At 40.5% G+C, this 26,636-nt stretch carries 19 protein-coding genes; 12 read left to right on the top strand and 7 right to left on the bottom strand.

Translation table 11 applies throughout. From position 1 onward, the window contains the following. Window positions 1-37 precede the first annotated feature (37 nt). Both M595_RS08780 and carB read right to left on the bottom strand, forming a co-directional pair. Window positions 38-2,563, bottom strand: a complete 2,526-nt coding sequence (locus M595_RS08780) for a hypothetical protein (RefSeq protein ID WP_023065782.1) — start codon at window positions 2,561-2,563, stop codon at window positions 38-40. Window positions 2,564-2,665: 102 nt separating this feature from the next. Continuing rightward, the gene (gene carB / locus M595_RS08775; protein ID WP_023065780.1) at window positions 2,666-5,905 is read right to left on the bottom strand and encodes a carbamoyl-phosphate synthase large subunit; all 3,240 of its coding nucleotides are present in this window, start codon (window positions 5,903-5,905) and stop codon (window positions 2,666-2,668) included. Between the two features lie 288 nt (window positions 5,906-6,193). Here carB and M595_RS08770 point away from each other — a divergent pair, with 288 nt between their 5' ends. The 5 genes from M595_RS08770 (at window position 6,194) to M595_RS08750 (ending at window position 10,955) form a co-directional block, all read left to right on the top strand. Further along, a complete protein-coding gene (locus M595_RS08770) occupies window positions 6,194-6,454 on the top strand; it encodes a hypothetical protein (RefSeq protein ID WP_040483807.1) in 261 nt (86 codons plus the stop codon). 47 nt (window positions 6,455-6,501) lie between these two features. Next, a complete protein-coding gene (locus M595_RS08765; protein WP_040483806.1) occupies window positions 6,502-7,416 on the top strand; it encodes an ROK family protein in 915 nt (304 codons plus the stop codon). A gap of 262 nt (window positions 7,417-7,678) precedes the next feature. Continuing rightward, on the top strand, window positions 7,679-9,058 hold the full coding sequence (locus M595_RS08760; RefSeq protein WP_023065763.1) for a serine/threonine-protein kinase: 1,380 nt from the start codon (window positions 7,679-7,681) through the stop codon (window positions 9,056-9,058). Between the two features lie 451 nt (window positions 9,059-9,509). After that, window positions 9,510-9,728 (top strand): NblA/ycf18 family protein, encoded by a 219-nt coding sequence (locus tag M595_RS08755; protein WP_023065797.1) that lies wholly within the window; start codon window positions 9,510-9,512, stop codon window positions 9,726-9,728. Window positions 9,729-10,037: 309 nt separating this feature from the next. Beyond that, window positions 10,038-10,955: a UbiA family prenyltransferase gene (locus tag M595_RS08750; RefSeq protein WP_023065766.1), complete on the top strand. Its 918-nt coding sequence runs from the start codon at window positions 10,038-10,040 to the stop codon at window positions 10,953-10,955. Window position 10,956: 1 nt separating this feature from the next. Here the strand turns inward: M595_RS08750 and M595_RS31780 are convergent, their stop codons facing one another. The 3 genes from M595_RS31780 to M595_RS08740 all read right to left on the bottom strand — a co-directional run bounded on the left by M595_RS31780 (window position 10,957) and on the right by M595_RS08740 (window position 12,844). Continuing rightward, complete coding sequence (locus M595_RS31780) at window positions 10,957-11,133, bottom strand: DUF8622 domain-containing protein (protein WP_023065776.1); 177 nt, start codon at window positions 11,131-11,133, stop codon at window positions 10,957-10,959. A gap of 155 nt (window positions 11,134-11,288) precedes the next feature. Continuing rightward, window positions 11,289-11,840 carry a peptidoglycan-binding domain-containing protein gene (locus M595_RS32690; RefSeq protein WP_161809812.1) on the bottom strand — a complete coding sequence of 184 codons (552 nt, stop codon included), beginning with the start codon at window positions 11,838-11,840 and terminating at the stop codon, window positions 11,289-11,291. A gap of 602 nt (window positions 11,841-12,442) precedes the next feature. After that, a complete protein-coding gene (locus tag M595_RS08740; RefSeq protein ID WP_238987042.1) occupies window positions 12,443-12,844 on the bottom strand; it encodes a rhodanese-like domain-containing protein in 402 nt (133 codons plus the stop codon). A gap of 346 nt (window positions 12,845-13,190) precedes the next feature. Here M595_RS08740 and M595_RS08735 point away from each other — a divergent pair, with 346 nt between their 5' ends. The 5 genes from M595_RS08735 (at window position 13,191) to M595_RS08715 (ending at window position 20,230) form a co-directional block, all read left to right on the top strand. Further along, the gene (locus tag M595_RS08735; RefSeq protein ID WP_023065816.1) at window positions 13,191-14,336 is read left to right on the top strand and encodes a DegT/DnrJ/EryC1/StrS family aminotransferase; all 1,146 of its coding nucleotides are present in this window, start codon (window positions 13,191-13,193) and stop codon (window positions 14,334-14,336) included. A gap of 138 nt (window positions 14,337-14,474) precedes the next feature. After that, window positions 14,475-15,359: a cyanoexosortase B gene (gene crtB, locus M595_RS08730; RefSeq protein WP_023065789.1), complete on the top strand. Its 885-nt coding sequence runs from the start codon at window positions 14,475-14,477 to the stop codon at window positions 15,357-15,359. A 63-nt stretch (window positions 15,360-15,422) separates the two neighbouring features. Continuing rightward, window positions 15,423-16,217 carry a cyanoexosortase B system-associated protein gene (locus M595_RS08725; protein WP_023065813.1) on the top strand — a complete coding sequence of 265 codons (795 nt, stop codon included), beginning with the start codon at window positions 15,423-15,425 and terminating at the stop codon, window positions 16,215-16,217. Between the two features lie 80 nt (window positions 16,218-16,297). After that, window positions 16,298-17,929, top strand: a complete 1,632-nt coding sequence (locus M595_RS08720) for an SLBB domain-containing protein (RefSeq protein ID WP_023065809.1) — start codon at window positions 16,298-16,300, stop codon at window positions 17,927-17,929. Window positions 17,930-18,004: 75 nt separating this feature from the next. Next, a complete protein-coding gene (locus tag M595_RS08715; protein WP_023065831.1) occupies window positions 18,005-20,230 on the top strand; it encodes a GumC family protein in 2,226 nt (741 codons plus the stop codon). Window positions 20,231-20,237: 7 nt separating this feature from the next. Here M595_RS08715 and M595_RS08710 read toward each other — a convergent pair whose 3' ends face one another. Both M595_RS08710 and M595_RS08705 read right to left on the bottom strand, forming a co-directional pair. Then, on the bottom strand, window positions 20,238-21,635 hold the full coding sequence (locus M595_RS08710; RefSeq protein ID WP_023065817.1) for an ADP-ribosylglycohydrolase family protein: 1,398 nt from the start codon (window positions 21,633-21,635) through the stop codon (window positions 20,238-20,240). Window positions 21,636-21,732: 97 nt separating this feature from the next. Then, window positions 21,733-22,629 carry an acyl-CoA desaturase gene (locus M595_RS08705; RefSeq protein WP_040483805.1) on the bottom strand — a complete coding sequence of 299 codons (897 nt, stop codon included), beginning with the start codon at window positions 22,627-22,629 and terminating at the stop codon, window positions 21,733-21,735. 507 nt (window positions 22,630-23,136) lie between these two features. Between M595_RS08705 and M595_RS08700 the strand changes: the two genes are divergently transcribed. Both M595_RS08700 and M595_RS08695 read left to right on the top strand, forming a co-directional pair. Beyond that, window positions 23,137-25,512 carry a dynamin family protein gene (locus M595_RS08700; RefSeq protein WP_023065829.1) on the top strand — a complete coding sequence of 792 codons (2,376 nt, stop codon included), beginning with the start codon at window positions 23,137-23,139 and terminating at the stop codon, window positions 25,510-25,512. Between the two features lie 72 nt (window positions 25,513-25,584). Next, the gene (locus M595_RS08695) at window positions 25,585-26,577 is read left to right on the top strand and encodes a diguanylate cyclase regulator RdcB family protein (protein WP_023065830.1); all 993 of its coding nucleotides are present in this window, start codon (window positions 25,585-25,587) and stop codon (window positions 26,575-26,577) included. Window positions 26,578-26,636 lie beyond the last annotated feature (59 nt).

Raw genomic sequence — 26,636 nt, 5'->3', positions numbered from 1 at the left:
TTGTAGATTGGGGTTAGTAGTCACATCTATTTTACCTTCAACAGTGCGATTGCATTGCCTCACCTCCCGGATGAAGCTGTTCTAAGAAAGAGATAATACCATCCAATCCCTCTTCTAAAAAATCTTCAGGTATAGGCATATATATAACGTAATAACCTATGCGATTTAAAACTAAATTCACTATACTTTCAACCCTTTCAAGTAATCTCTCATATGCAGGAGCATGATCGATACCTTTATGAATTAATGGGTTTCTAACTAAGGTGTAAAAATCTTCTATATCCTCACGCATCCACAGTCGGACTTGCTCATATGTATAAGAATCATCGTTTTCAATTAAGTTTTCCATACCCAAGCAAAACATTGAAACTCTGTAGGGAATTAAGTGTATTGCTTTTCCAGGAGTATTTTCAGGTAGAAGAATTGTATCGAGAATAGTCCAATAAAGTCTAAACCGTTCAGCTAATCCCTCGGAAAAAAACCCTTGTCTATATAGCTTGATACAATGAATTAAATCCTGAGCTAGACTACCAAGAGCATCGTTACGTTTAGCTCTGTCTGACAAAATTTTAAAAAATCTGCCCGGTAGTGCAAATAGCTTCTCAGTCTGCTCTGTAAAATCAAACTTTGTTGTACCTCGCCATCCAGCTAAAGGAATGGTGCATATTGACCAAGGATATTCAACACCTGGAATATTATCCTTTTTACAAAAACAAATTGCTGTGGTATTACTTCGTCTGTGAAGCTTTATTTGATACTGATAACCATAGTTCATAAAGAACAATTGAGATTCTATAGTTTCAAGTAAAATAGTGATGGCAGAAGTAGCTGCTTGATATCCATTCCTAGCTCTTATATTTCCTATAACAGCACAAGCATCTGCTTTAGCAGAACTCATAAGAATAGGATCTCCCATGATTTTCATTGTGCTTTCAATAGAAATAGAATCTAGAATTTTGATTGATAAAAATTTAACTTCGTACAGTTCGCTGACAGAAGAATTTAATTCTGGGAAAAAGCAGCGAGGAAAATTATCAGGAACTTTATCAGGCACTTTGATACCATCAATAGGTAAATAAACAGTCCATGAGACCAGAGGAGAGAACTGACTATCTAGATTAAAAAATAGTTTTGAGAAACAACTTAGATTGCTTAACGACTGCCGCAAGTAAACTGATAATTCTTTGGGACTGAGTTTTTTAATACTACCAAGAAATAAGCGGGAAAATTCTAGCAATATGTTAAAAGAGTTGCGATGGAAAAAATCTTTTTCAAAATTTTCTTGATTAAGCTTAATAGATTGAGATGACGCTATTTTTTTAGCTGCTCGGATAAATATATTAAGAAGATTAGCTCTAAGCTCTTCAAAATCATTCGTCGATGTAAAGAAGTTTATAATTTGTAAATAAATTTCTTCGGTCTCAGAAATGAGAAATTCTTCAAGAGGAATAGGTGTATAAATTTGTAGTTCTTTGAGGAGACGAGCATATTGATTAGACACAATATCATCATCCCGAATGCTTTCTGGTATTTCAATAGAAATGGGATTATTAATTAGTGTGTTTTGGATCATATATAGAATTGGATCAACAGTATTTTTCACATAAGAATAAAGTTCTTCTTTGGAAGTAACAGATTTAGCAAAATGAACAGCAAAGCATATTTCTAGTTCTTCTCCGAATACTTTAGCTATATTTTTAACTATATTTTCTATTATATTTTTAGGAAAAGTTACACTTCCTTTAAAATGGGATAGAACTAAAATATTTCTAATTCTGAGAGCCAACTTATAAACAGGCCGTTTACCATAACTCTTGAGGTCGTTATTTAGAGTATCTATATACTCAGTTATTAGAGTTTCCTCAGTCCGCCGCTTATAAAGACTTACTAAAATATTGTGTATAACTTCGCTAAATTCATTCTGAACTTTTGAAAGTTTTGCTTCTACTTCACTCTTTTTGTAAGTGAGATGAGAAAATTTAACTTGTTTCTCTTTTTGAAACTTTTCGATCAGGAGTTCTAATTCTTCGGGAGAGGATGGCGGTTTTCTATTCTCTTCAATTTTCTCGTTAGCTTCAGAGGTTTCAGAAGCAGATTGGCTTCTTTCTAATTCCATCAAAAATGGAGATCGATCTTCAGGAGAGCATCTATACTGCTCTTCTTTCATAAATCTATCAAGCAATTCGTCTAAAATTTCTGCTGATAAATCTTTAGGAATTTTATCTAAGCATTTGTCAATTAAAGGATAATTTAGTAAATCACCAGATGCCTGTAAAAATATTTCAAAAAGATTTTGAAATAGAAGAAAGTGACGGCTTGAAGTAATAAAAGGCTCGGCAATATTTTTATGTTTTTTGAATCCCGTATGTTCTTTAAGACAATTCCAGTTATTATATATGCAATTTAGCTGTTGCTCTATAGAAGTCTGTTGCTCCTCTATTAATCTTTTTAATAGTCTGGCAACCAAAGCTGATAAAAATTGATTTTGAATTTGAGTCATATCATCTTTATAAGGATGATCCTGACCTGAATTCCAAGTTATTTTATATTTTGCATGAAGCATTAGCCATAATCTTACCAGTTTATATGAATATAATAGCGGATTTTGGGGTGCATCAGAGTTAAATCGTTAACTTAACGGTCTGACGCACCCAAATTTAGACGTTTAATAGTAGTCTTGAACGGCTTTAACGTTCATAGACTCCGACTTCAACGAACGGATCGCCGCAATGGTCGCTTTCGCCCCGGCTATTGTAGTAATAATAGGGATTTTGTACGCCAACGCTGTCCGACGAATTAAAATCCCATCCGCCCTTGCTTCTTCCCCAGACGGGGTAATAATCGCCAGTTGAACGTTTTGATTTTTCATCGCATCCAACACATGAGGACGACCTTCATGGAGTTTTAATTCTAAATCCACTTTAACGTCATGTTCCCATAAAACCCGACGAGTTCCCATTGTCGCTGTTACTTTGAATCCTAATTCGATAAAATCTCGAACAATCGGGACAACCGCCATTTTATCCCGATCATTCATCGATACAAATACCGTTCCCGATAGGGGTAACATTTGACTCGCCGCAAGTTCAGCTTTTGCAAACGCTTTCCCAAACTCAGTATCAATTCCCATTACTTCCCCAGTTGAACGCATTTCAGGGCCTAACAACACATCAGTTCCCGGGAATTTGGCAAAGGGAAGAACTGCTTCTTTCACCGCCACATAAGAAGGAACTTTCTCCTCAGTAAACCCTAACTCTTTTAAGGTTTTACCCGACATCACCAAAGATGCCATTTTTGCTAAGGGAATTCCAATCGCTTTAGACACAAAAGGAACCGTTCGAGAAGCCCGAGGATTCGCTTCTAAAATATAAACTTGTTCCCCTTGAACCGCAAACTGAATATTCATCAAACCGACAACTTTTAGGGCTTTAGCTAACTCTATAGTTTGACGACGAATGGTTTCAACGGCGCTTTTAGGTAAAGTTTGATAAGGAATAGAACAAGCCGAATCTCCGGAGTGAACCCCCGCTTGTTCGATATGTTCCATAATCCCACCAATCACCACTTCTCCGGTATGATCAGCGATCGCATCAACATCAACTTCGATCGCATTTTCGAGGAACTTATCGACTAAAATAGGATGATCGGGTTCAATCTGAACCGCAAACATCATATAACGTTCTAAGTCTTCATCGGAGAAAACAATTTCCATCGCCCGTCCTCCCAAAACATAAGAAGGACGTACAACGACAGGATAACCAATCCGACGCGCAATTTGTAAAGACTGTTCAAAATTGCGAGCCATCCCATTTTCGGCTTGTTGGATATTTAATTGACGCAAAATCTTTTCAAACCGTTCTCTATCTTCGGCGGCGTCAATTGAATCCGGTGAGGTTCCCCAAATTTTCAGATCGGGATTTTTCTCGGCGTTGGCTTCCAGATATTTTTGCAACGGAACCGCCAATTTCAGAGGCGTTTGTCCGCCAAACTGAATAATAATTCCAATGGGTTTTTCCGCCTCAATAATATTAACCACATCTTCTTTAGTCAACGGTTCAAAGTAAAGGCGATCACTGGTATCATAGTCAGTCGAAACCGTTTCGGGGTTGGAATTGACCATAATCGTTTCATAGCCATTTGCCCGCAACGCATAGGACGCATGACAACAGCAATAGTCAAATTCAATCCCTTGTCCGATGCGATTTGGCCCACCCCCGAGAATCATTACTTTCGGTTTGTCTGACGGTAAAATCTCGTCTTCTTCCCAATAGGTAGAATAGTAATAAGGCGTTCTAGATTCAAATTCTGCCGCACAAGTATCCACCATTTTGTAAATCGGTTTAACCGCCAATTGTAAACGGTAAGCCCGGACTTCATCTTCGTTGGTTTTGGTGGCATAAGCAATTTGGCGATCGCTAAATCCCAGACGTTTAATGACTAAAAGTTGATCCGCATCCAACTGTTTTAAAGATGTGCGTTTCAGGAATTTTTCGGTTTCTAAAATTTCTTGGAATTTATCTAAAAACCAAGGATCAATTCCCGTCAGTTCGTAGATTTCTTCCACCGACATTCCCAACATCAAAGCGTGTCGAACGACTAAAATTCGTTCTGGGTGAGGCGTGCGTAACGATCCAGCGATATTATCTAAGCTGGGTAATTTTTCCGCGCGATCGCATCCCCAACCCGATAAACCCGTTTCTAGACTTCGCAACGCCTTTTGGAAGGACTCACAAAACGTTCCCCCAATTGCCATTGCTTCGCCCACAGACTTCATTTGAGTCGTTAACGTGGGTTTAGAACCGGGAAACTTTTCAAAGGCGAAACGGGGGATTTTCGTGACGACATAATCAATGGTCGGTTCAAAGGAAGCAGGCGTTTTCTTGGTAATGTCGTTTTTAATCTCGTCGAGTGTGTAGCCGACTGACAATTTCGCCGCAAATTTGGCAATGGGAAACCCTGTTGCTTTGGAAGCCAACGCCGAAGACCGAGATACACGAGGGTTCATCTCAATCACAATCATATCGCCGTTGACCGGATTAATGGCAAACTGAATGTTAGAACCACCCGTTTCCACCCCGATTTCGCGAATAATCTTAATTGACGCATCTCGCAATCGTTGATATTCTTTATCGGTGAGAGTTTGTGCGGGTGCAACGGTAATCGAATCTCCCGTATGTACACCCATCGGGTCAATATTTTCTATCGAACAGATAATCACCACGTTATCTGCGAGATCTCGCATCACTTCGAGTTCAAACTCTTTCCAGCCAATCAACGACTGTTCAACGAGAATTTGAGAAACCGGAGACGCATCTAAACCGCCACTGGCGAGTTCTTCGTATTCTTCTTGGTTATAAGCAATACCGCCGCCTGTTCCGCCCATGGTAAACGCCGGACGAATAATCAGAGGGTAGGAACCAATTTGCTGCGCGACCGCCCTGGCCTCGTCCATGTTACTGACGATTCCAGACGGACAACAAGCCACGCCAATACGTTCCATCGCCTGTTTGAATAGCTGTCTATCTTCAGCCATTTCAATCGCTTCTAATTTAGCGCCGATTAACTCTACTCCGTATTTTTCTAAAACGCCATTTTTCGCTAACGCAACAGCCAGGTTGAGGGCGGTTTGACCCCCCATCGTCGGGAGTAAGGCATCGGGACGTTCTTTTTCGATCACCTTTTCCACAATTTCGGGAACGAGAGGTTCAATATAGGTTCGTTCCGCCGTTTCGGGATCAGTCATAATCGTTGCTGGGTTGGAGTTCACCAGCACGACTTCATATCCTTCCTCTCGCAGGGCTTTACAGGCTTGGGTTCCAGAGTAGTCAAACTCACAGGCTTGTCCGATGACAATTGGGCCAGAACCTAACAGCAGAATTTTATGCAGATCTTCGCGTCGGGGCATAGTGATTCGGTGATGGATTCTCTATAATTGGGTTGTTTGTTTGGTTGTCAATGATAACTCCCGATTGTCAGGGTAATGGTTTGGCTTAACACTTACTGTAGCTTTTGCAGCGTAATGGAAGACAGGCAAAAGGCGGAACTCGTGAGGTCATAAGTTTTTTCTCTTTTCCCATCTCCCCACCTCCCGATCTCCTTGGCTTCGTTTCTTGGCGATTTTTGGTGATCTCGGAAGTCCCAGAGCGGGGTAAAATGACTACACAAAGGAATCTATCACGTTCGGGGAAGGGTCATGCCAAAGCAGCCTAGTTCATTTGCGGTGTATCTGATGATTGAAGGGGGACACCGAGAAGAAGTAAGATTTGCCACAATTCAGGAGTTTCAACTGTGGTATCAAAAGGTGTTGATTCCCAAATATACGTCTGATGAGTTCCTGAATGTTCCCATTAAAAATATGCAAGGGGAATATATGGTGGTTCGTCCTTCCAGTATAAAAGCGATCCGAGTTGAACCGATTTTTACCACCAGTATTGATCGCGATGATGTTGAGTAAGATTAAAGACTCGTTATTTTTGATCCGCTATCACTAATCCTAAAATTATGAACGATCAACAAATTTCGACTCAAGTGATTGGAGTTGATTTAGGCGGATCAGCGATTAAATTGGGACGGTATGATGCGTTGGGAAATTGTCATCAGTCTTTAACGGTTCCGACTCCCCAACCTGCAACGCCGTCAGCCGTATTTTCAGTTTTATTAGAAGCAATTTCACAAATCACTAACAATGTCAAGTCTATTGACGGAATTGGCATTGGTTTACCGGGGCCAGTGGATGGGACTGGTCGAATTTCTCAAATTGCAATTAACCTCAAAAATTGGCAAAATGTGCCGTTAGCTGATTGGATAGAAGCAAAAATAGGTTTGTCTGTTGTGATGGCAAATGATGCTAATTGTGCGGGGTTAGGAGAGGCTTGGTTAGGGGCTGGATGTCGGTTTAAAAATCTGATTTTGTTAACCTTGGGAACGGGTGTCGGTGGGGCAATTATTCTCAATGGTGAATTGTTTGTTGGGCATCAGGGGACTGCGGGAGAATTGGGATTAATTACGTTGAATTTTGATGGCCCGGTTTGTAATAGTGGAAATAGAGGCTCTTTAGAACAGTATGCCTCAATTCAAGCCATTCGTCGAGAAACGGGGTTAGAACCTGCTGAACTCGCTGCAAATGCTAAAGCAGGTGATACAAAAGCGATAGAATATTGGCAACAATATGGCCGAAGATTGGGCGCTGGTTTAGCGAGTTTAATTTATATTTTAACACCAGAAGCGATTATTTTGGGCGGTGGAATTAGTGCGGGTGCGGAATTATTTTTACCGAGTACCCTTGCAGAAATAGAACGGCGAGTGTTGGCGAGTTCCCGTCAAGGTTTACAAGTGTTAATTGCAGAATTAGGAAATCAAGCAGGTGCAATTGGTGCGGCAAAATTAGCGCTCGATACTTTTGTTTTAAAACAATAATTTTGACCGCAACCGTAGGGCGCATCAGATTTTTAAGTTAATAATTTAATTGAGAGGTTTCGGGTCCGATGCACCCTACAAATATACAAATCTATTAAGGGTTTAACAGAAGGAATTCGTATTTATACGGAGACAACCTCTATTTTTACTCTCAAAATCTTCTCAACGTTCAGTAATTACCCCGATGACTCCCTTGATTTTAGGGTTTAATCTTGAAATATAGATTTGATGAAATTACCCCATTCTCACCCGACATTTAACCATGAGTCAATGCCTTAACCCGGATTGCCTTTATCTCAATCCCCAACCTACAAATTTTTGTCAAAAATGCGGTTCCAAATTACTGTTAAGAGAACGATATCGCGCTTTAAAAATTTTGGGAGAAGGAGGTTTTAGCAAAACGTTTCTGGCTGTGGACGAAGATAAACCCTCTCAACCCTATTGTGTCATCAAACAACTTTTTCCGCAAGCCCAAGGCACGAACAATCAACAAAAAGCCGAGGAACTGTTTAAACGGGAAGCCATTCAATTAGAACAGTTAGGCAAACATAATCAAATCCCGGAATTATTCGCCTCTTTTAGCCAAGATAACCGCCAATATTTGGTTCAAGAGTATATTGAAGGACAAAATTTGGCTCAAGAATTAGAACAACATGGCGCATTTTCAGAAGATAAAATTCAAACTCTGTTAAAGGATTTATTACCCGTTTTGTCTTTTATCCATCAACAGCAGGTCATTCATCGAGATATTAAGCCCGAAAATATTATTAGAATAAAAACCGATAATAAATTTGTTTTGGTGGATTTTGGAGCCGTCAAAGCCGCAACAAATACCACGTTAGCGGCAACGGGAACGGTTATCGGGACTATGGGATATATTGCCCCAGAACAGGCTTTTGGAAAACCGAGTTTTGCCAGCGATTTATACAGTTTGGGGGCGACTTGTATTCATTTATTAACCAATACAGAACCGTCCGAGTTATACGATGTGGGCGAATGTGATTGGCTGTGGCGAAATTATTTGAAGGTGAAAGTTAGCGATAACTTAAGTCAACTGTTAGATAAACTCCTAAAACATGGAACAAATAAACGCTTTCAAAGTGTAGAGGAAGTATTAGAAGCTTTACAGTTAAAAGAAAATAAAACTCAACACGATAAAACTGTTACACAATCTCGCCCCCGCCAAATTTTAGCACCAAAACCAACACTCGTTAATCATAAATATTCCCGTCTTGAAAACTTACTCGCAGCAGGGAAATGGAAAGAAGCAGATGAGGAAACCACAAAAGTAATGCTTCAGATAGCAGGGAGAGAAAAACAGGGTTGGTTAGATATTAACTCCATTAATAATTTTCCCTGTGAAGATTTACAGGTTATTGATCAATTCTGGGTACAATACAGTTACGGTCGGTTTGGTTTTAGTGTCCAAAAAGAGATTTGGCTGAAAGTTGGTGGTAAAGAAGACTGGGAAACAGAAATAAAGGTAGGTGAACGCTTGGGATGGCGGAAGAATGGAGAATTGTTGAAGTATAAAGACCTAACCTTTTCTTTGGCAGCAGCTATTGGCCACCTTCCAGGGTTATTGTCCAGAGCAGGCTATTTTCGTTCAGTTCTAGCTTTTCTCTCGCGTATCAAATGGTAAGCTGGAATTTATAACAATTTGTTGGATGGGTGACATTCGAGAATTATCGGAAAAAACCCCAAGATTAATTCTGTCACCCACCCTACTTTTTCTAGTTTCGTTTGAACAGTTTCAAACCCGTAAAACCCAAACCAACGGTTAACAACCCGAAAATTGAACCCGGTTGAGGAACAGACTCAACCAAACCATCTGTACTCGCAAATCAAACAATCTCATCACCCAAAACGCTAAAACGCTACAACAACCCGATACACCAGAAGTTAGAGACGCAGCATATCCCGTCAATTTAGGGAGATCAGCAACACGTCTATAACGAAAGGAGTAATTTTTCAATAGTGTGACACATTTCTTTATAGATTCGTTACAATAGTTAACGTAATGGATAAAGCTGAGTGTCTGACTGAGAAATTCAATTTCAGAGGTTCAGCGTCAACTAAACGGAGGTTTAACCGTGGATAACCAAAATCAAGACAAAAATATATCCTTAGAACAAGAGTTCCAAGTACAATCTTTTGCTCGGAAAGTAGATACAATTTCTAAGGAAGAAGCTAAAGAGCTTTTAATCGATTTATACAAAAGTACCATCATTCGGGAAAATCTGTTCCGCGAGATTATTAAAGAATCTTGGGGAATTGATAAAGACATCACAGAAGCTTTAGAAATTGGCTAAGGTTTCTCTATTTGTTAAGGAATGAATGATGGACGATATAATGCTGTAAAGGAGAGAATTGTCCAGCCCAAAAAGTATCATCTATCCTCATGTTCAGTGTAGCATGAAGTTAGAACTGAGCGTCTAGCTTAATGATAGGATAGAAGTCAGGGTTGAGCTTCCTTTACAGCAGATTTGCTTTACAGTCAAACGCCACAAAATAGCCATGATCATTTTAGCCACACTCATCGTTTTAATTTGGGCTTATCTTCTACTGCTAAATCGCTTTTGCAGTGATTTTACAAGTTAAGGATTTGAATCCAAAAATTTATGTTTTTTGAAAATCAATCTGTTCAAAAACTCTCTCAACTGGGTAAAGATTTCTATGAGCAATTTTTATCGTTAATTGTTTATTCTAATCTTTGGGTAGCGGGAGGAATCGCTTCTCTAGTCTTTTTTGTCCAAACAGCCCTCAATCTGTCGATAGATTGGCATCCTGCTGTTTTCCTCTTTGCTGCGGCTTTAATTCCCTACAATCTAGATCGAATTGTTGACTCTTACGTTCAAAAAAGTCTCGATTCAAAAGAACAGTATTTTGTGAGAAAGCCGGGAAGTTTATTGTTAGTCTCGGCTGCAATTTTGACTTTCGTATTCTTATTATATTCTGCTCCTTCATCGGTTCAAAGGGTAAGTTGGGGCGGACTTTTACCCTTAAGTTATGGGGTGCCATTATTCCCCTTCCAACAACAGGGAAATTTAAACTGGTATCGCCCTAAAGATATACCGGGAATAAAAGCTTGGATTGTTTGTGGAGTGATTACTTATGCTTTGATTGCTGTACCTTTGGCTTATGCCGGGGTGAGTTTTAACTATTTTACCGCATTAGTTACGTTCTTTCTGTTAATATTTGTCGGCACCAATTCCCATTTATTTGATATTCGAGATATAGATTCTGACCGAGAAAAAGGGGTGCGAACTTTACCTTTAATTATTGGGATTCGAGGAACTCGTATTTTTTGGACAGGGTTAAATTTAATTCTGCTATTGCTTGCGGGTTGGACTTGGACTCAGCAGATTTGGATTCTTTCTCCTGTGGTTGTGATTCCTTGTATTCTGTTAAACTTGATTGCGATTTGGACGGTAACACCGCAAACGCCCCGAAATATTTATAATCTTGTGCTGGATGGTTACTTGTTTTTACCGGGTTTATTAACTTTAATCCTGGGTTTGATGACATCAAATCTTTAAACTACTTTTTAGCCTTCCAAGTTCCGCCATAAACATAATTGGGATTATTTGGACTAACTTTTTCCCAACAGCAATAACAAACAAATACCCATTGATTTGATTGATCGTATTGAATGCGATAGAGTACAGGTTCAAACTGTTGACAAAGTGTACAGGATTTTTGACGTAAACGCCCCATTCTGTCTTTCCTTATTTCTTTTACGGCGATACTGCTGTTGCTCAGACTTATGATATTATGTACAATCGTAGTTATGATCCCAATGCTAACGTTAAACTAGCAAGTTGTGCTTTATTATCTTCTAATTGGCAACACAAACTCTGAAACTCTTGAGGTTAGCGAATATCTCCCCGATTGGGTAAAGATGAAGGAGTTGAGGTCAATGTCGGAAGCGGGGGTGAGTTGAAGTGGGATTCAATAGCCGCTTGGGTAAGAGGGCCGACAATACCATCGGATTTTAATCCGACATCCATCTGAAAGAGAATCACGGCTTGTTGTGTAGAAAGATCATAATAACCTGTCATCAGTCCATCATAATATCCCATCACTTGTAGATGTTGCTGAAGTTCGATCACCAGAGAACCACTACTTCCTAATTTGAGGAGGGAGGTGTGTTGAGAAGTTTGAGTAGTAATCGCTTCTGATAATCCTAATGCTGCAAGAGTTTTATAACCTGCAATTCCATCTACAGTCAGTCCATTAGTCGCCTGAAATTGGCTGACGGCATTTTGAGTGAGAGTCCCATAATAACCTGTAATTTGTCCATCGAAATAACCGATTTTATGTAACTTTTTCTGAAGTTCAACGACTTTAATGCCTCGATTTCCGTGTTGTAGGGCAAATGCTGCATTCACTCCCATGAGTATGACTGTGATTAAGAAAAACATTGAGAAAAATTTATAGATTTTCCGAGAATATTCTTTGAGTTTAAATTCTTGATTCAAAACTTCAAGTCGAAAAGTTATGAACAGATTCAAGCTAAAACGAAAATGAAAAAAGAAAACTGAGTTCATTGTCGATGATCCCTTAATCTGCTTAATACATCACCATTATAAATTTATAAAATTGACCTAACTCAAGTCTTAATCAGTTTTTTGTTGTTTTCAGTCTCGACTGTCTCTCAACTTGGTGAATAATATTATACATTTCTCTGTTCTCTATTGACTCAAAATAAAGACAAATATTATTAAGCTTTATTGAAAATTAAGGCTTCAAAAGATAAAATCTATTACAGAATGTATAACCTATGTTATATTTTTTAAATGGTCTGAATGAAATCAAGAAACCCTTTGTGAAGGCTCACGAAATTAGAACACTTGTAGTGCGGGTGTCTTGGCTGCTGAAAGTTTATAGCTTATCCAAGATTGCTATATCAAACATTGTTAATATTGTTAATAGTTTGGACTCAAAAAAATAAGTCTCACAGAAACTTCTTCTGCAAGACTCTCATCTAATCGCGATTTGTATTAAAAGGGAGATTAAACAAGGTTTAGGCAATAATTGCACTAATGGCTTCAACTGGATAACCAACAGCTTTCCACGCAGCCAACCCACCCGTTAACTCTGCAACATTCGGATAACCCGCTTCACGAAGTTTCGCAGCAGCTTGTGCTGTTTCTTCGTCAGTTTCGCCATAAACATAAATGTCGCGAGCGGGTTCAATGGTTTCTCCGATGCGACTGACTAATACATCCATCGGTAAAGAAATAGCACCTTGGATATGACTGGCGTTGAAAGCTTCGCGGCTACGTGTATCGATAATAGTTAAAGCAGGCTCACCCCAATCTAAGCGACTTTTTAGATCTTGTACGCGAGATTGAGCCTTCATCGGTTCGGGTGTAGGGATTAAGTTAGAAAACATACTCATATATAAAAACTCGGTGTTGATCATTGATTACTCTCAATGTAACTAAATATTTCGATAATTGCAAACTTTTATTGCTAAAACTTGACGAAATCTATAAAACTCCATCTAAAGACAGAGCTAGCAAGTGTTTTCTGTACCTGCGGAGAGATTCCTGCGACTTGAGATCACACAAATTTCCCGTTTTCCTAAGCTATGCTATTGATGCCCAGATCGGCTGAGTCCATCACGTTCAAGCCCCAAAATTCGGCGCCATTACTGGCTCAATTGACTCACTTGGCCTGCGTGAGATCTCAAACCCTCTAAAATTTAAAGCCTCTGGGCAATTCCAGCCCCCTGTATTTACGATCAAAAAACTCAACGGAAACTCGCGATGACTACCACTTTAACCCCGATTCCTTTTGTTGATCTCAAGCTCAAACAACAAGCCATACAATCTCAGATCGAACAGGCAATCCAAGCGGTTGTGGACAAGGGAGATTTTATTCTGGGTCAAGTTTTAGGAGAATTTGAAACCGCCTTCGCCGCAGCCAGTGGGGCGCAATATGGGATCGGCGTTGCTTGTGGTACCGATGCGATCGCCTTAGGCTTGCAAGCTTGCGGGGTGGGTCAAGGTGATGAAGTGATTTTACCTGCCAATACCTTTATTGCGACTGCGATTGGTGTACTTCACTCGGGCGCCACTCCTGTTCTCGTCGATTGTGACCCTCAGACCGCTTTAATTGACCTAGACGCTGCCCAAAAAGCGATTACTCCTAAAACAAAAGCAATCATTCCTGTTCATCTCTACGGCCAAATGGTTTCGCCAAGAGCCTTGATGGAGTTGGCAAATACCCATAACCTAGTAATCTTTGAAGATGCAGCCCAAGCCCACCTCGCCCAACGATCCGGCTATCGAGCGGGTTCAGTGGGGATGGCTGCGGCTTTTAGCTTCTATCCCAGTAAAAATCTCGGGGCGTTTGGCGATGGCGGAATGGTGATGACTCGCAGCGAAAATGTAGCGCAAAAAATGAAAAGCCTGAGAAATTACGGCGCACCGAAAAAATATGTTCACATGGAGTTGGGAACCAATAGCCGTCTAGATACAATCCAAGCGGCGATTTTAAATGTGAAACTCCCCCACCTAGAAGATTGGAATAATGATCGCAATTTTGCGGCTCAACAATATGATACTTGGCTGTTACCTCTACGGGAACACGGTATTATCCCGATTGAAAACCAATGTGAACAGGGTCATGTTTATCATTTGTATGTGCTGCGGGTAACAGAGGAATGTGTTGTTGATCGCGATACGCTACAAGCCAAATTGTCTGAACTCGGTGTACAAACTGGAATTCACTATCCGATCCCTTGTCATTTGCAACCCGCTTACAAACATTTGGGATATTCTGAAGGTGATTTTCCCATGGCGGAAATGCTGAGTCGTCAAATTCTCTCACTGCCGATGTATCCTGGACTTAGCAATGATCAAGTTAATTATGTGGTTGCTGCCATTAAATCAGTGTTAGGAATAAATTAGTAAATAGAGAACTGTTTTTTTAAGAAGATGGGGAGTGGAGGGGGTGGAACTCAATTTCTGAATGTAGAATGATCAATTCTGTTGCCTTTTGGGAAAACTTTTGATCGGGACTCATTGAATACAGGCTGAGTAAGAACAATGCACATTGAACGTAAAATTCCGATTGCTATTGAGCGATATCTGTTGAATGCCGCTTTGGTGGTGGCTTTGGGGCTGTTGTATGCTCCTTTATTAATGTATTGGTATGATGGTTGGCTAGAAAAAAGTATCAGCATCGAACATGAATATTTTAGTCATGGTTTGATTGGTTTACCGTTTGCGGCTTATATTACTTGGACATTGCGATCGCAGTGGAGTCAACTTCCGAATATTAGCCATCCTGCGGGTGCGATTTTGCTTCTGATTGGGGGATTATGCTATGGATCGGGTTTATCAGACTTGGTGAATCTTTCGTTTCCTATTGTGTTAGCGGGACTGTGTTTGTGGTTAAAAGGAATTCCGGGTTTAAGAGTGCAAAAATGGCCGTTAATTTTTGTGGCGTTGGCGACTCCGACTCATTTACCCTATTTAATTGAACCGTTGGCGTTTCCTTTACAAAAATTTATTGCCAGCGTTGCCGGATTTATTTTGGTACAGTTTAATCTGAATGTAACGGTTGAACAAGTTTATCTATTTGTTAATGGACAAATTGTTGAAGTCGCTCCCCATTGTGCTGGACTGAAGATGCTGTTTACCAGTTTATATGTCGGGTTAATGCTTTTATATTGGACGGGTATCGCTTCGGATCGGACAAAAAGTATTTTATTTCTGTTGAGTGCAGCCACAATTAGTGTTGTTGCCAATATTATTAGAAATACTCTGCTGACTCTCTTTCATGGTACAGGTCAAGATGGATTATTTCACTGGCTCCATGATAGTTGGGGGGGCGATCTTTATTCGGCGTTAATGTTAGGTTTGTTGGTGGTTTTAATTAATTGGATACAAAACAATACTGCAAACGAACCCCAAGCCCAGACGCATTAAACTGTTAGTAAAGATTTAGAATAATCTCCAGACTATCCAAAAAATCAGAGGAGAGAAAACCCCATGGTTGCACAAGCCAAACTTCCGCCCCAATGGGCTAAAATTACCGCTTTAGGGTTGATGTTGTTGCTATTAATCTTTGCCGCAATTCCGGGTTATTTCACCGGAAAATGGACTTGGGCTGATCAACCGCAATTACAAACCCTAGCGCAACTCCAACAGGTTCGGAAACAGGGATTAGATTTAGCGGGATGGACAACCCTAGAACACAAACTGATGAAAATTCGGGGTCAAGAGTGGTTAATTCAAACAGTCGAACAGAATAATCAAACCGCAATTTTATTAATGCTGGTGCAGAAGTATTATAAAGATAGACCGCAAATTGAATGGATGGATATCAACGGATTTCAACAGTGGAAAACCGATTCTCATCGTCGTCTGCGCTTAACGGTTGAACCGTCAGAAAATGGATTGTCCTCAACAAAATTTACCACTCAATTTTTTCGCAGTTGGACACAGGCTGTCAATCCATTATTAAGTTTATTATGGAAAGATTGTACCTCCGATCAACTCTGTGACTTCTACCAAAAACAGCGTTTAAAACAAACCTATGCAGTGACGCAGTGGTATGCTTGGCCTGATGGGGGGAGTCCAGCCGCAAGTCATTGGTTTATGGCCGATCGTTTGGCTCAACTGTCTCAGCAACGAGCGCCTTGGGTCGCCGTTAACGTGTTAATTCCGATTGAACCATTAGGTAATATAGGAGAAGTAGAGGATTTCAGTCGTTCTCTGAGTCAAAGCATTCAAGCGGAACTGATCGCAGAAGCTTTCACTCTAAACGATAGCGAAAAAAACTGAAAATTAGGAGTTCAGAAGTTCAGAATTATCAGAGAAACTGATCACTGTTAACTGATCACTGTTAACTGTAAAAATGCCCTATGGTTAATTCTATTCATCGATTAATCTCCGTCTCAGTCGCGAGTCTTTACGCTGGAAGTTGGACTCTAGGATTAACCGTAGTGATGGGGTCGATCAATAGCTTCGTTTTTGTTCGCCAAACCCAAGCCCAGGAAATCCCTGATCAATGTGTTTTACCACAGGCATTTGTGGATCGCAAAATCGAACTGTTAGAACAGGTACAACCCCAAGATACCCCCGAAATTTTACGACTCTTTCAGCAACCGGGAAGCTTACCTGTCGAACGAACCCTCGAACCCAATTTAATTCCGGTAGATATTTCCTATTTTGAACGGGCCAATGAAAATCAGATTGAACGTTATCGTTTAGGGCCAGGAGATCAAATCTTTATTGATATTTTTGTGAACGGTTTGCGTTCAGCAGAGTTGAGTATACCCAATGCAGTGGTTGGCCCGGAGGGAACAACGATTATCCCATTAATTGGAACCGTCAGACTAGAGGGATTATTTTTACAGGAAATTGAACGAGAAATTCAAACTCGCCTAAATCAGTATGTCAAAAATCCTCAAGTTAATGTCTCTCTGTTGGTACAGCGTCCCGTACAAGTGACTGTAACCGGACAAGTGGCTAGACCGGGTTTTTATCCCCTGGGAACGGCAGAACTCGTAGTTGCGCTATCCACCGCAGGAGGGACTCGTTCCAATGCAGACTTGCGTTCAGTTCAACTTCGGCGAAATTTACCCGATGGTCGCACCATTGCCGCAGAAGTGGACTTATTAACGCCCTTACTGGCGGGTTTAGCCCCCCCCGATATTCGTTTAGAAGACCGAGATATTATCTACGTTCCCACCCAAGAAACGCTGCCGACCCAAGGCCCAGAACGGGATATTGTTGAGTCTTATAGTTTAGCTGCTGCACCTATACCCGTAGAAGTCACCATTGTCGGAGAAGTGGTACAACCTGGTTTTTATACCTTACCTGCGGGGTTGGGACGGGTTTCAGCGGCGATTTTAGCAGCAGGTGGCGCCACCTTAACGGCTGATTTGCGATCAGTGGTCGTTTGTCGCGTGACCATTGATGGCCGAGTGATTCAAGACCGGGTTGATCTGTATTCTCCCTTAAGTGAGGCAACCGCTTTACCTAATGTCGCTTTATCGAATGGGGACTCGGTGATTGTACCGAAATTGTCACTTCAGGAGGAAGAAGAGTATGATCGGACTTTAGTAGCAAATTCTACATTGGTTAATCAACAGATTACGGTGCGAATTCTCAGCAATGCGGGCGGTGCTGTGGGTTCGGTGAATTTACCCAATGGCAGCACCTTTGTCGATATTTTGAATAATGTTCCTTTAGCAACGGCGAAGTTAGATGAAATCACTTTAATTCGGTTTGACCCCACACAAGGAAAGGCGATTACTCGGACTCTCAATGGTAGAGAAGTGTTACAAGGTAATCCCAGTGATAATATTTTATTGCAAGATGAAGATGTGATTGTGATTGATCGCAATTTCTCGGCAGATTTGAGTTATTTTCTCAATAGCTTTACTCAACCCTTTCGGGATATTCTCGGGTTTCTACTCTTTTTTAGAGAGATTAGTAATGCCGCTGAGGATCTATTTGGGCCGAATAATGGTGGTAATCGCCGTCGATAAGGGGTGTGGGAAATGGTCTTGATTGACCTCTATTTGAGAAAATTATTTTAACCCTTTTGAAGTATAAACTGACTTATGACTTTACCTATTGTTAAACGATATCTGATCGCTTTTGAACAGTATAAATGGGCAGGACTTTCCACTTTTATGCTGGCTTTAGGCGTTTCGGGAGCGGTGGCAATGATTTTAGAACCGCCAGAGACTCCCCCTTATACAGCAAGCGGAATTTTAACGTATCAAAATCCCCCTGTCCTGTTTTCAGAAACGGGTCAAAGTATTCGTGAAAGAGGACAGCAACTCAATGAGGGAATGTTACTTCAACCTCGTGTGATTGAAAGTGTGATGACAAAGGTGGCGGTGACTCCCAAAGAACTTAAGGATAACTTGAAAGTAACGGTTAAAGAAGCAGAGGACAATCAACCCAGTTATATTCAAGTTAGATTTTCTGATCCCAGTCGTGAACGAGCCGTCGAAATTGTCAATGTGATGATGAAGGAAATGGTCGAACAAAGTCGCTTGATCAATACTCAACAACTGCGAGATATTATTGATACAGTGACCACTCGTTTAGAGCCAGTCGAGCAAGAACTCAGACAAGCTGAAAAAGCATTAGAAGAATATGATAAACGCGAAGGAGCCACCTTACTGGCGATAGAAAGTGGGGTTTTGCCGGAAGCTATTGTGGGGAATCAAAAACAACAGCAAAATACACAAATTCAACTCGATACTTTGACGGCACAAATCCAAAGTTTGCAGTCTAGACTCGGATTAAATGCGGATCAAGCTTATGTTTCTCAAGCCCTAACAGCTGATCCGATTATTGCTCAGTTACGAGTTCAACTCTATCAAATTGAGTCTCAGCTTGCTCTTTTACGTCAAGATTATCGAGACGAACATCCTCAAGTCGCCGCTCTAATTAAACAAAAACAAGCCGCAGAACGACAATTACAAGCACGAGCATCGGAAGTTTTAGGAGGAGATGGAATTGCAGCACCTTTAAGACAAGCTAATCAAATTCGGGTTGATTCTTCTCTCGATCCGGCTCGTCAACAATTGGCTCAAAATTTGATGACCTTACAAACTCAAAAAGAAACCTTACAACAACAATTAGAAAATCTCAAAAAAATTGAAGTAGATTTGCGAGAAACTTACCGAACCCTTCCCAACAAACAGTTAGAAAAACAACGACTTGAACAAGAACTCGCCTACAAAAGAGCCTTGTACGATAAGATGAAAGCTCAGTTAGTAGACTCTCAAGCCGCAGAAGCGGAAACGGTGAGTAGTTTGAAAGTGGCTCAAGAAGGCTACGCATCCGATGTCGAAATTCCAGAAGCAATTAGTATGGCTCTGATTTTAGCCGGAGGTGGACTAGCGGGTGTTTTAGGGGGCGCGGTGTTAATTTTTGTATTGGGAATGCTCAGTGGCAAGTTCTATACTTGGGAAGAAATCAAAGGAGCATTGCAAGAACGAGAGGTGCCGTTGTTGGGTTTATTACCGAATGTGATGTTCTTTGAAGAATCTTTTCAGGAGATGCCTTTATTACTAAAACCTCATTCTCCCTATTTAGAATACTATGAAAAAGTACGGAGCAATTTACAACGCAGTGGAGAAAAACCGGCTAGAGTAGTATTAATTACCAGTGCAGGTGAATTGGAAGGAAAAACGTTTTGTGCTTATAATTTAGCCATTGCCACCGCAAGAGCAGGAAAACGAACGTTGTTAATTGAAGGAGATTTGCGATCGCCGTCTCGGGTAGAATCATTAAAGTTGGCACCTGAACCTTTAAGTGGAACGGAACCTTTACACTACTACGGAGATGCAAATAATTGTATTCGTTTGGTTCCTGATGTGGAGAATTTGTATGTCATTCCCAGTCCTGGGCCAGTTCGACAAGCGGCAACCGTGTTAGAATCGAGCGAGATGAAACGCTTACTCAATGAAGTTCGTTATCGCTTTGATATGGTGATTATTGATGTTCCTTCTTTGAGTGCCAATAATGATGCGTTGACCCTAGAACCATCAACGGATGGTATGGTATTAGTGGCTCGTCCTTCCTATACACTTTCGGGTCAGCTGGGAGAATTTGCAGAGGAGTTAACCGAAATTGATGAGGATGAAGATTCCACCAAATACCGTCCTCGTTTATTAGGTGCAATTATTAATGGAGCAGATATTGAGGTTGAGTGGTTTGAAGAACCGATAGAGGAGAATTTAATCCCTATACATTCGACAACATCACAACGAACACTTCCTGCTCAATCTTACCCTGTGGCGCAGTTACCCCCAAAGGTTAAACGGTAATATTTCTCTATTTGATTGTGTATAAAAACGGAATCTTTTTATCGGTGCGAAAAGCAAACTTACAGCGTTGTCCACAGTCAAACTCAATTTCAGCTAAAGTTACTGTTTTATCCCGAGTTTTTAATGCTTTTTGTTCGACGGACTCGACAGTTCCCACTCCCAAACACCGATGAGCAACCCGCATTTGCGAGACGATTTGAGAACGCTGTAAACAATCTCCTAAGTTGATATTGGCAATACCCGGATGAATATTAATTCTGGGTGCTTTTCTCTGAGAAATGGCGGCTAATTGTTCACCTAAATGTTGTAAAAAAGGAGCATCTTGAAGCTGCTGTCGCCAACTTTCTGTAATCGCGTCTATTCCCCAAACTGCACCCCCTAAACTACCCACAAACGCCGCAATTGAATCAGTATCACTTCCAATAAAATTAGCTGCTAAAATCAGATTATCTTGGGTATTTTCGGGTTGACGAGCAAACAAATAAATTCCTGCTAACACCGTTCCTAAACCTGAACATCTGCTTTCAGAAGTAAAACAACCCAACTGTTCTAATAGGGTTTTGGGTGAATGATTATCTCGTAACGCCACCCAAATTAAACGTAACTGTTCGACTGCTTCGGCTTGAGTATTTTCAAAGACTTCGTTAAACGGTTGAGTTCGGTGTTTATTCCACAGAAATAACCAAGACTGTAACCCTTCTATTTTCGGAATTTGTAACGCTTTTACCCAATTTCCCAACTGTTCAATCAACTCTCGCCCAGAAGGAATCTGATCTTGATTTATTAACAGAAATAAGGCATAACCATACAACAACGCCCCGATAATTGCTCTTGGATGTCCATGACTGATAATCGAATTCCGCCAAATATCCGCCTCTATCTGTTCCCATCGTCCCACATTTGCTAATACATGAGGAGCAATTCGCATCGCCGCCCCATTTGCACCGCCATCTCGATAGTCGAGTGTACCCTTTTTTGTGCGACGAGTAAAAAAATTACTATTCCAACTCGCCGACTGACGTTGAATTTTGCGGGCGGCTTCTTTCACCGTTCCCCCGGCACCTCTGGCGTAGTCTAACCACAGAGGAAACTCCGACTGACAAAACCTTTCGATATCAAAACCCCCATCCGCCCGAATACAAGCCGCCACACACAGCGTTAACTGAGTATCATCGGAATATTCCCCCGCTTCGATATAATCTTCATAGCCTTGAAAACGTCCCCCGACTTGTTTTTTCCAGGGAAGAAATTCACTCAAATGTTCTAAACCAAATTTGTGTAGAACTTCATCGGGTGTTCGCAAAAACTCGGTCATCCAACCCAAACTATCGCCGCTTGCTGCTGTTAATAATACACCCGCACAACGGTTAGCCAGAGGTGGAAGTTGAACAGTTTTTTGATCCATCGGTTTGACATCAAGGAATTTAAAAATACAATTGATCTTTATTTTAAGCTAAAATTCCTGAATGTAAATTCTGTCTATTGTACGGGTGTTTAACGACTTATTGAGCTGAGACTTTCGAGGTTGAATGTTCAAAGTTCTGCTCTTTACAAGCGGCTAACAAACGGCTTTCAGTCGGGAGTTTAAGCTTGGATGCTAACTTTAGGAACTCAAGCATTTTAATGAAGCTAAAGGTGACATCGGGAAGATAAACAACCTGTCCAGAACGAATTGTAATACCATGCCGACTTGAGGATTGAAAAGCATGATGGAGATTATGCCAACCTTCTCCCAGTGTGATCAAGGCAACAAACCCATTATTTCGACTCAAATCGTTTGTAATAAATGGTTGTGTTCCGAAAATATGGGCAAGAGAATTAACCGTTTGTACGCCATGAAACAATAGAGTTGTGCTGAGAAAAAATGCCCCCAAGTATTCCAAACCGCCTATAAAATAGGAAATCGCCCCCAATGCTATTACCGGGATAAAATGCAAACGATCAATTAATTTTAAAAACCGATCATTCTCAACATCAGCGGGTAGTTTGGCTGGAAAAAAGTTGGAAGATAATAGCCAACCGCCTTGGGACCAAAAAAATCCTCGAATTCCCTGCATGGGTGTATAGGGGGAATGGGGATCAAGATCTTGCTCAACATATTGATGATGAGTCATGTGATGGGCTTTCCACCAACTTGGCCCCATTTGTCCTGCTGATGCTGCGATAATACTTCCCACCCAAAGAACTAGAATAGGCGCCTGATAGCTTTTGTGGGTGAGTAGTCGATGATAAATACCTGTCGTGGCCAACATACGGATTAGATATAGCAATATCACCCATAAAAAAGCCCCCCACGATAAGCCAGTGATCAGAAGGAGTAACGATCCGATATGGCTAAAGATAATCAGCACGGGACCGATGATATAAAGAACAATTGTGAGTGGAGAATACTGTCTCATTGATTTTGATGCTGTCCTGAAAAAATAGTTAAAGAAGGTGTTTCGATCCTCCTAACAGTAACACAGCTTGGTAACGAGCAATTCATCTGAACTAATAAATAGTCAATCACTCCGCCAGAGAATTAATTCCCGGTCTAATAAATCAAGTCAGTTAAAACTGACTAAAGGTAGAGGTAAGAGTGAGTAGGCGCTCGCTGATTATTTAGGTTAATTGCCTGAATTTTAGATGGTTTTTTAGGATTATTTATTTAACAACTTGCTGAAAATTACAGCCGATCATCGTTTGAAATATTACCTCCGTAAATTTACTGAGAATCATCTATGTTTTAGCAATTATACCATTTGCAAAGTTAGGTAATTCCCACGTTGATATCTAAGTTTTAATCGCTTATTCTTGAATAGAGAGCCTTCAAAGTTCTGTTGAACAGTTTTCCGTTATAAACAGAGCCAACCCCCGGAGAATTTTCTGCGGAGAAGCCTTTATTCACCTTCGAGGAATTTAACGTTATGGATGGGACCGAATTTAAACCCAGTGTCCAAGATCTGCAACAGGATGTGATTGACCTGTTAAAAGAAGTCAGTAAATTAATGAGTCGCGCTAATTCTGTTTTGAGTTCAAAAGATTTCGGTCAAAAATACGGAGAATTTCAAAAGCAAGTTGAAAACGAGACTCAAAAGGTTGAGAACTTAGAGTTAAGAATGGCAATTGTTGCGCCGATGAAAGCGGGTAAATCTACAATTATTAACGCAATTATCGGTCAAGATTTGCTTCCCAGTCGTAACGCTGCAATGACGACAATTCCAACAGAAATTGTTTTCAAGGCTGACTTAACTGAACCCATTCTCACGCTAGATGATGAAGTTTTATCTATTTTTCAAGAAACTCTTGAGAGTTTGCAGCGAAAAATCAACGAATTAGGTTCGGAAGAAACTCAAAAAAGAATTGCTCAATTTCCCCACTTAAATAATTTGGTACGGGATATTCAAAGTTATGGTGTTTCGCTGCTAAAACCAGAAAATAAAGGACGAGAAGAAATTCACAAAATCCTCAGCGTTCTTAATGATATTGTTCGTCTGTGTAGCGTTTTAGATCCAATAAATGATCCACTGTTCAAACTCCCAGATGTTCCTCGTATTGAAACACCTTTTTGGCATTCTCAGGAAGGTGAACAATCCGACAAACTCGGTAATTTAGTGATTGTTGATACTCCGGGACCCAATGAAGCGGGAGAAAACCTTTGGCTGAGTGCTGTGGTAGAAGATCAATTACGAAAAAGTTCTATTGTGTTGATTGTTCTCGATTTTACACAGCTAAATAACCAAGCCGCAGAAGGTGTAAAAAAACAGGTTAAACCGATTATTGATTTACTCGGAAAAGAAAACCTTTATGTTCTAGTCAATAAAGTTGATCAACGTCGTCAAGGAGATATGACCCCTGAAGATGTTAAAAAGTTTGTTGCTTCTGACTTAGAACTTAGTGAGTCTAGCGATACAGAACAAGTCTTTGAAATCGCTGCTATTCGCGCTTTTTGTGCCACTAAATTTTTATTGGAGTTACAACAAAATCCCGACGCTGAATTAACAGAATTAGTCACAGCAAAATCACTGGCTCAAGAAGTATTTGGGATGGACTGGGAAGAAGATCTGGAGGATGCAACAACGGAAGAACTAGAGAAAAAAGCTCTAAAAATGTGGAAGAAGTCAGGATTTGCACCCTTTCTTGATCAAGCAATTAATGTACTGATGGAAACTGCGGCGCCTCGCTGTATGATGTCTGCACTCAATGTCACTAATTCTCATCTCTTAGAATTATTAGATGATGTTATACTTCGGGGTAGCGCGATCGCCAAAAGTGAGGAAGATTTGAGGCTAGAAGTTGGTGCGCTCGAAAAAGATTTACACAATCTTGAAGAATGTCGAAATAAATTAAGAAATTTTGATTCCAAAAGAACAAAACTTGAGAGCAAGTTAAATCAGATTCTTAAACAACTAAAAAAGGAGGCTAAAGTAAGTCTAGAAAATTTTTTTCTTGAAGAAGACTATGAACGGGGGAATGTTATAAAAAAAGCAAGGATCGGAATCGATAAATTTTCAAAGCGGATTCCCATACAATTAATCCAATCTGCTCTAGAATATAAAGCTTCAGGAATGGTTGAATTTAAGACAGAGCCAGAAGCACAATATTTTTCTGAACAAGCGGTTGCTTGGTCAAGGCAAAGAGCGGAAGTTATCATGTCAAGTGTTCGTAAAGATGCTGAACAAGAGGTTAAACAAGCTCGAACAGAATTGACAAAATCTTTAGAAAAAGAAACAAAGCCGATCATCGAAAAAGCGAAAAAACGCTTGAATAAAACCTTCGATATTGACTTGGATTTACCCGCACCTACTTTAGAGTCTGATGTAATAACAATACAGCCTTACGTCAAAACTCGAACTCGCCTGCGAGACGGAGGGTATGGTACGCGAACAGTTAAAAAGCGTTCTTTTTGGCATTGGCTTTGGATAGTTCCTCGCGTGCAAGAAGAAACTTACAAAAAACCTGACATCCAAGAAGATTACTATGTTGTTTCTCTAAATGATTTAGTTACTCAGATTAATTCTTCTCTCGAAGCAAGCATTGGTAAGATCAATCAGGATATTTCTGAGTATCTTAAAGAAGACTTCCAAGAACGAATTGATACTTTCTTTGATCAGCTTAATGCTTATCTGGGGAATTATCGAGACAGTTTGAAACAAGCTCAGAAAGATAAAGAACTTTCTCTTGAACAGCAAAAACACCTAATTGATGAGCTTCACTTGATTGATCAAGAGGCAAGCCAAAAAATTGAAACAGTAAACTCATACAAGGGGCGAAACGAGCAATTAATGCCAACTGATCAATAGTCAATCACTCGGGCAGGGAATTAATTCCCTGTCTGTCTAACTAACCAACTTAATCCCATTTACCCAGTTAAAATGTTCTCAACTCACCGACAACCCCAAACAGAATTAAGCGATCGCCTTCAACAACTCCAACAACGAATTCCCCTAGTTAGCGATAAAGCATTGGTCGATTTAGTTAACGGAATAGACATCAATAAAGACTTAATTCGTTATCGCAAAAGTAGAGGATATTTCGGACAACTCTTTGACAGCTTAACCGGAAGCGATCGCCAACGTCAACTGTTACTCGATGGCAACCTGATCGCAGGTCAAGAAGCGTTGTATAATTGGGTATTAGAACTAACAGATTCTCTCAGTATTAGCCAAGTCGCCCTAACAATTACCCAACAATCATTATTAGAAGCACGGTCAGCCATTCGCCGTCAAAAACAAGCAATATTATCTCTGAGTGAACATCTAGAAAACTCAATCAACGCAATTAACCAGCGATTAAATGAACTAGAAAACCGAATTTATCAGCTAGAAATTAGAATCGCCGCATCGGAAGATTTGGATCGAATTCTAACCGCTTGGATGGCGGAACAAACCTATACAAACTTACCCTGGGCGATACAAATAGCACTGTTAACCCGGGAAATATTCAGCAGTTCCGTTGCAATTTACGAACAAGTAACGGGCGACACTAAAAGATTTCGTCCCCTTGTGGTCAATAAAATACTAGCCCACAGTCAACCCCCTTCCAAACAATTTTTTGGACTCGCAAATTTACTCAATCAAACCTGTAAAGAAATATCCGCAGGCGATCGCGAACTGACTGCGGCGTTATTAGAAGTGCGATCGCTTCGGTTTTCGCGGCTACAAACCACACCATTATTATTTACTTTGGGTACAACTTTAGAACTCGCAATTTTACCCCCAGACGCCCAACCGAAACAAATTGGAAAATGTGCGATCGCTCTTTGTCGCCAACAAATAGATCGGATTTCTCAAACCACCGATGCAAGAGAGTTTGTAACGGCGATTGTCGAAGAAATTGCCAATGATTGTGTTAATTTAATTCGGTAAAAACTCAGTTCGTTGTTGGGCGACCGCCCGATTATACTGCGCTTTAGCGTAACAACTTT

It is taken from the genome of Lyngbya aestuarii BL J, from assembly GCF_000478195.2.
GTDB classification, from domain to species: Bacteria; Cyanobacteriota; Cyanobacteriia; order Cyanobacteriales; family Microcoleaceae; genus Capilliphycus; species Capilliphycus aestuarii.
The sequence above is the reverse complement of the archived record's forward strand: the minus strand, read 5'-3'. Positions and strand labels throughout refer to the sequence as shown.

Coding starts and splice junctions, on each gene's coding strand:
- M595_RS08780 (WP_023065782.1), bottom strand. CDS start 2,563: ATGCTTCATGCAAAATATAAAATAACTTGGAATTCAGGTCAGGATCAT.
- carB (WP_023065780.1), bottom strand. CDS start 5,905: ATGCCCCGACGCGAAGATCTGCATAAAATTCTGCTGTTAGGTTCTGGC.
- M595_RS08770 (WP_040483807.1), top strand. CDS start 6,194: ATGCCAAAGCAGCCTAGTTCATTTGCGGTGTATCTGATGATTGAAGGG.
- M595_RS08765 (WP_040483806.1), top strand. CDS start 6,502: ATGAACGATCAACAAATTTCGACTCAAGTGATTGGAGTTGATTTAGGC.
- M595_RS08760 (WP_023065763.1), top strand. CDS start 7,679: ATGAGTCAATGCCTTAACCCGGATTGCCTTTATCTCAATCCCCAACCT.
- M595_RS08750 (WP_023065766.1), top strand. CDS start 10,038: ATGTTTTTTGAAAATCAATCTGTTCAAAAACTCTCTCAACTGGGTAAA.
- M595_RS31780 (WP_023065776.1), bottom strand. CDS start 11,133: ATGGGGCGTTTACGTCAAAAATCCTGTACACTTTGTCAACAGTTTGAA.
- M595_RS32690 (WP_161809812.1), bottom strand. CDS start 11,840: ATGTTTTTCTTAATCACAGTCATACTCATGGGAGTGAATGCAGCATTT.
- M595_RS08740 (WP_238987042.1), bottom strand. CDS start 12,844: ATGATCAACACCGAGTTTTTATATATGAGTATGTTTTCTAACTTAATC.
- M595_RS08735 (WP_023065816.1), top strand. CDS start 13,191: ATGACTACCACTTTAACCCCGATTCCTTTTGTTGATCTCAAGCTCAAA.
- crtB (WP_023065789.1), top strand. CDS start 14,475: ATGCACATTGAACGTAAAATTCCGATTGCTATTGAGCGATATCTGTTG.
- M595_RS08725 (WP_023065813.1), top strand. CDS start 15,423: ATGGTTGCACAAGCCAAACTTCCGCCCCAATGGGCTAAAATTACCGCT.
- M595_RS08720 (WP_023065809.1), top strand. CDS start 16,298: ATGGTTAATTCTATTCATCGATTAATCTCCGTCTCAGTCGCGAGTCTT.
- M595_RS08715 (WP_023065831.1), top strand. CDS start 18,005: ATGACTTTACCTATTGTTAAACGATATCTGATCGCTTTTGAACAGTAT.
- M595_RS08710 (WP_023065817.1), bottom strand. CDS start 21,635: ATGGATCAAAAAACTGTTCAACTTCCACCTCTGGCTAACCGTTGTGCG.
- M595_RS08705 (WP_040483805.1), bottom strand. CDS start 22,629: ATGAGACAGTATTCTCCACTCACAATTGTTCTTTATATCATCGGTCCC.
- M595_RS08700 (WP_023065829.1), top strand. CDS start 23,137: ATGGATGGGACCGAATTTAAACCCAGTGTCCAAGATCTGCAACAGGAT.
- M595_RS08695 (WP_023065830.1), top strand. CDS start 25,585: ATGTTCTCAACTCACCGACAACCCCAAACAGAATTAAGCGATCGCCTT.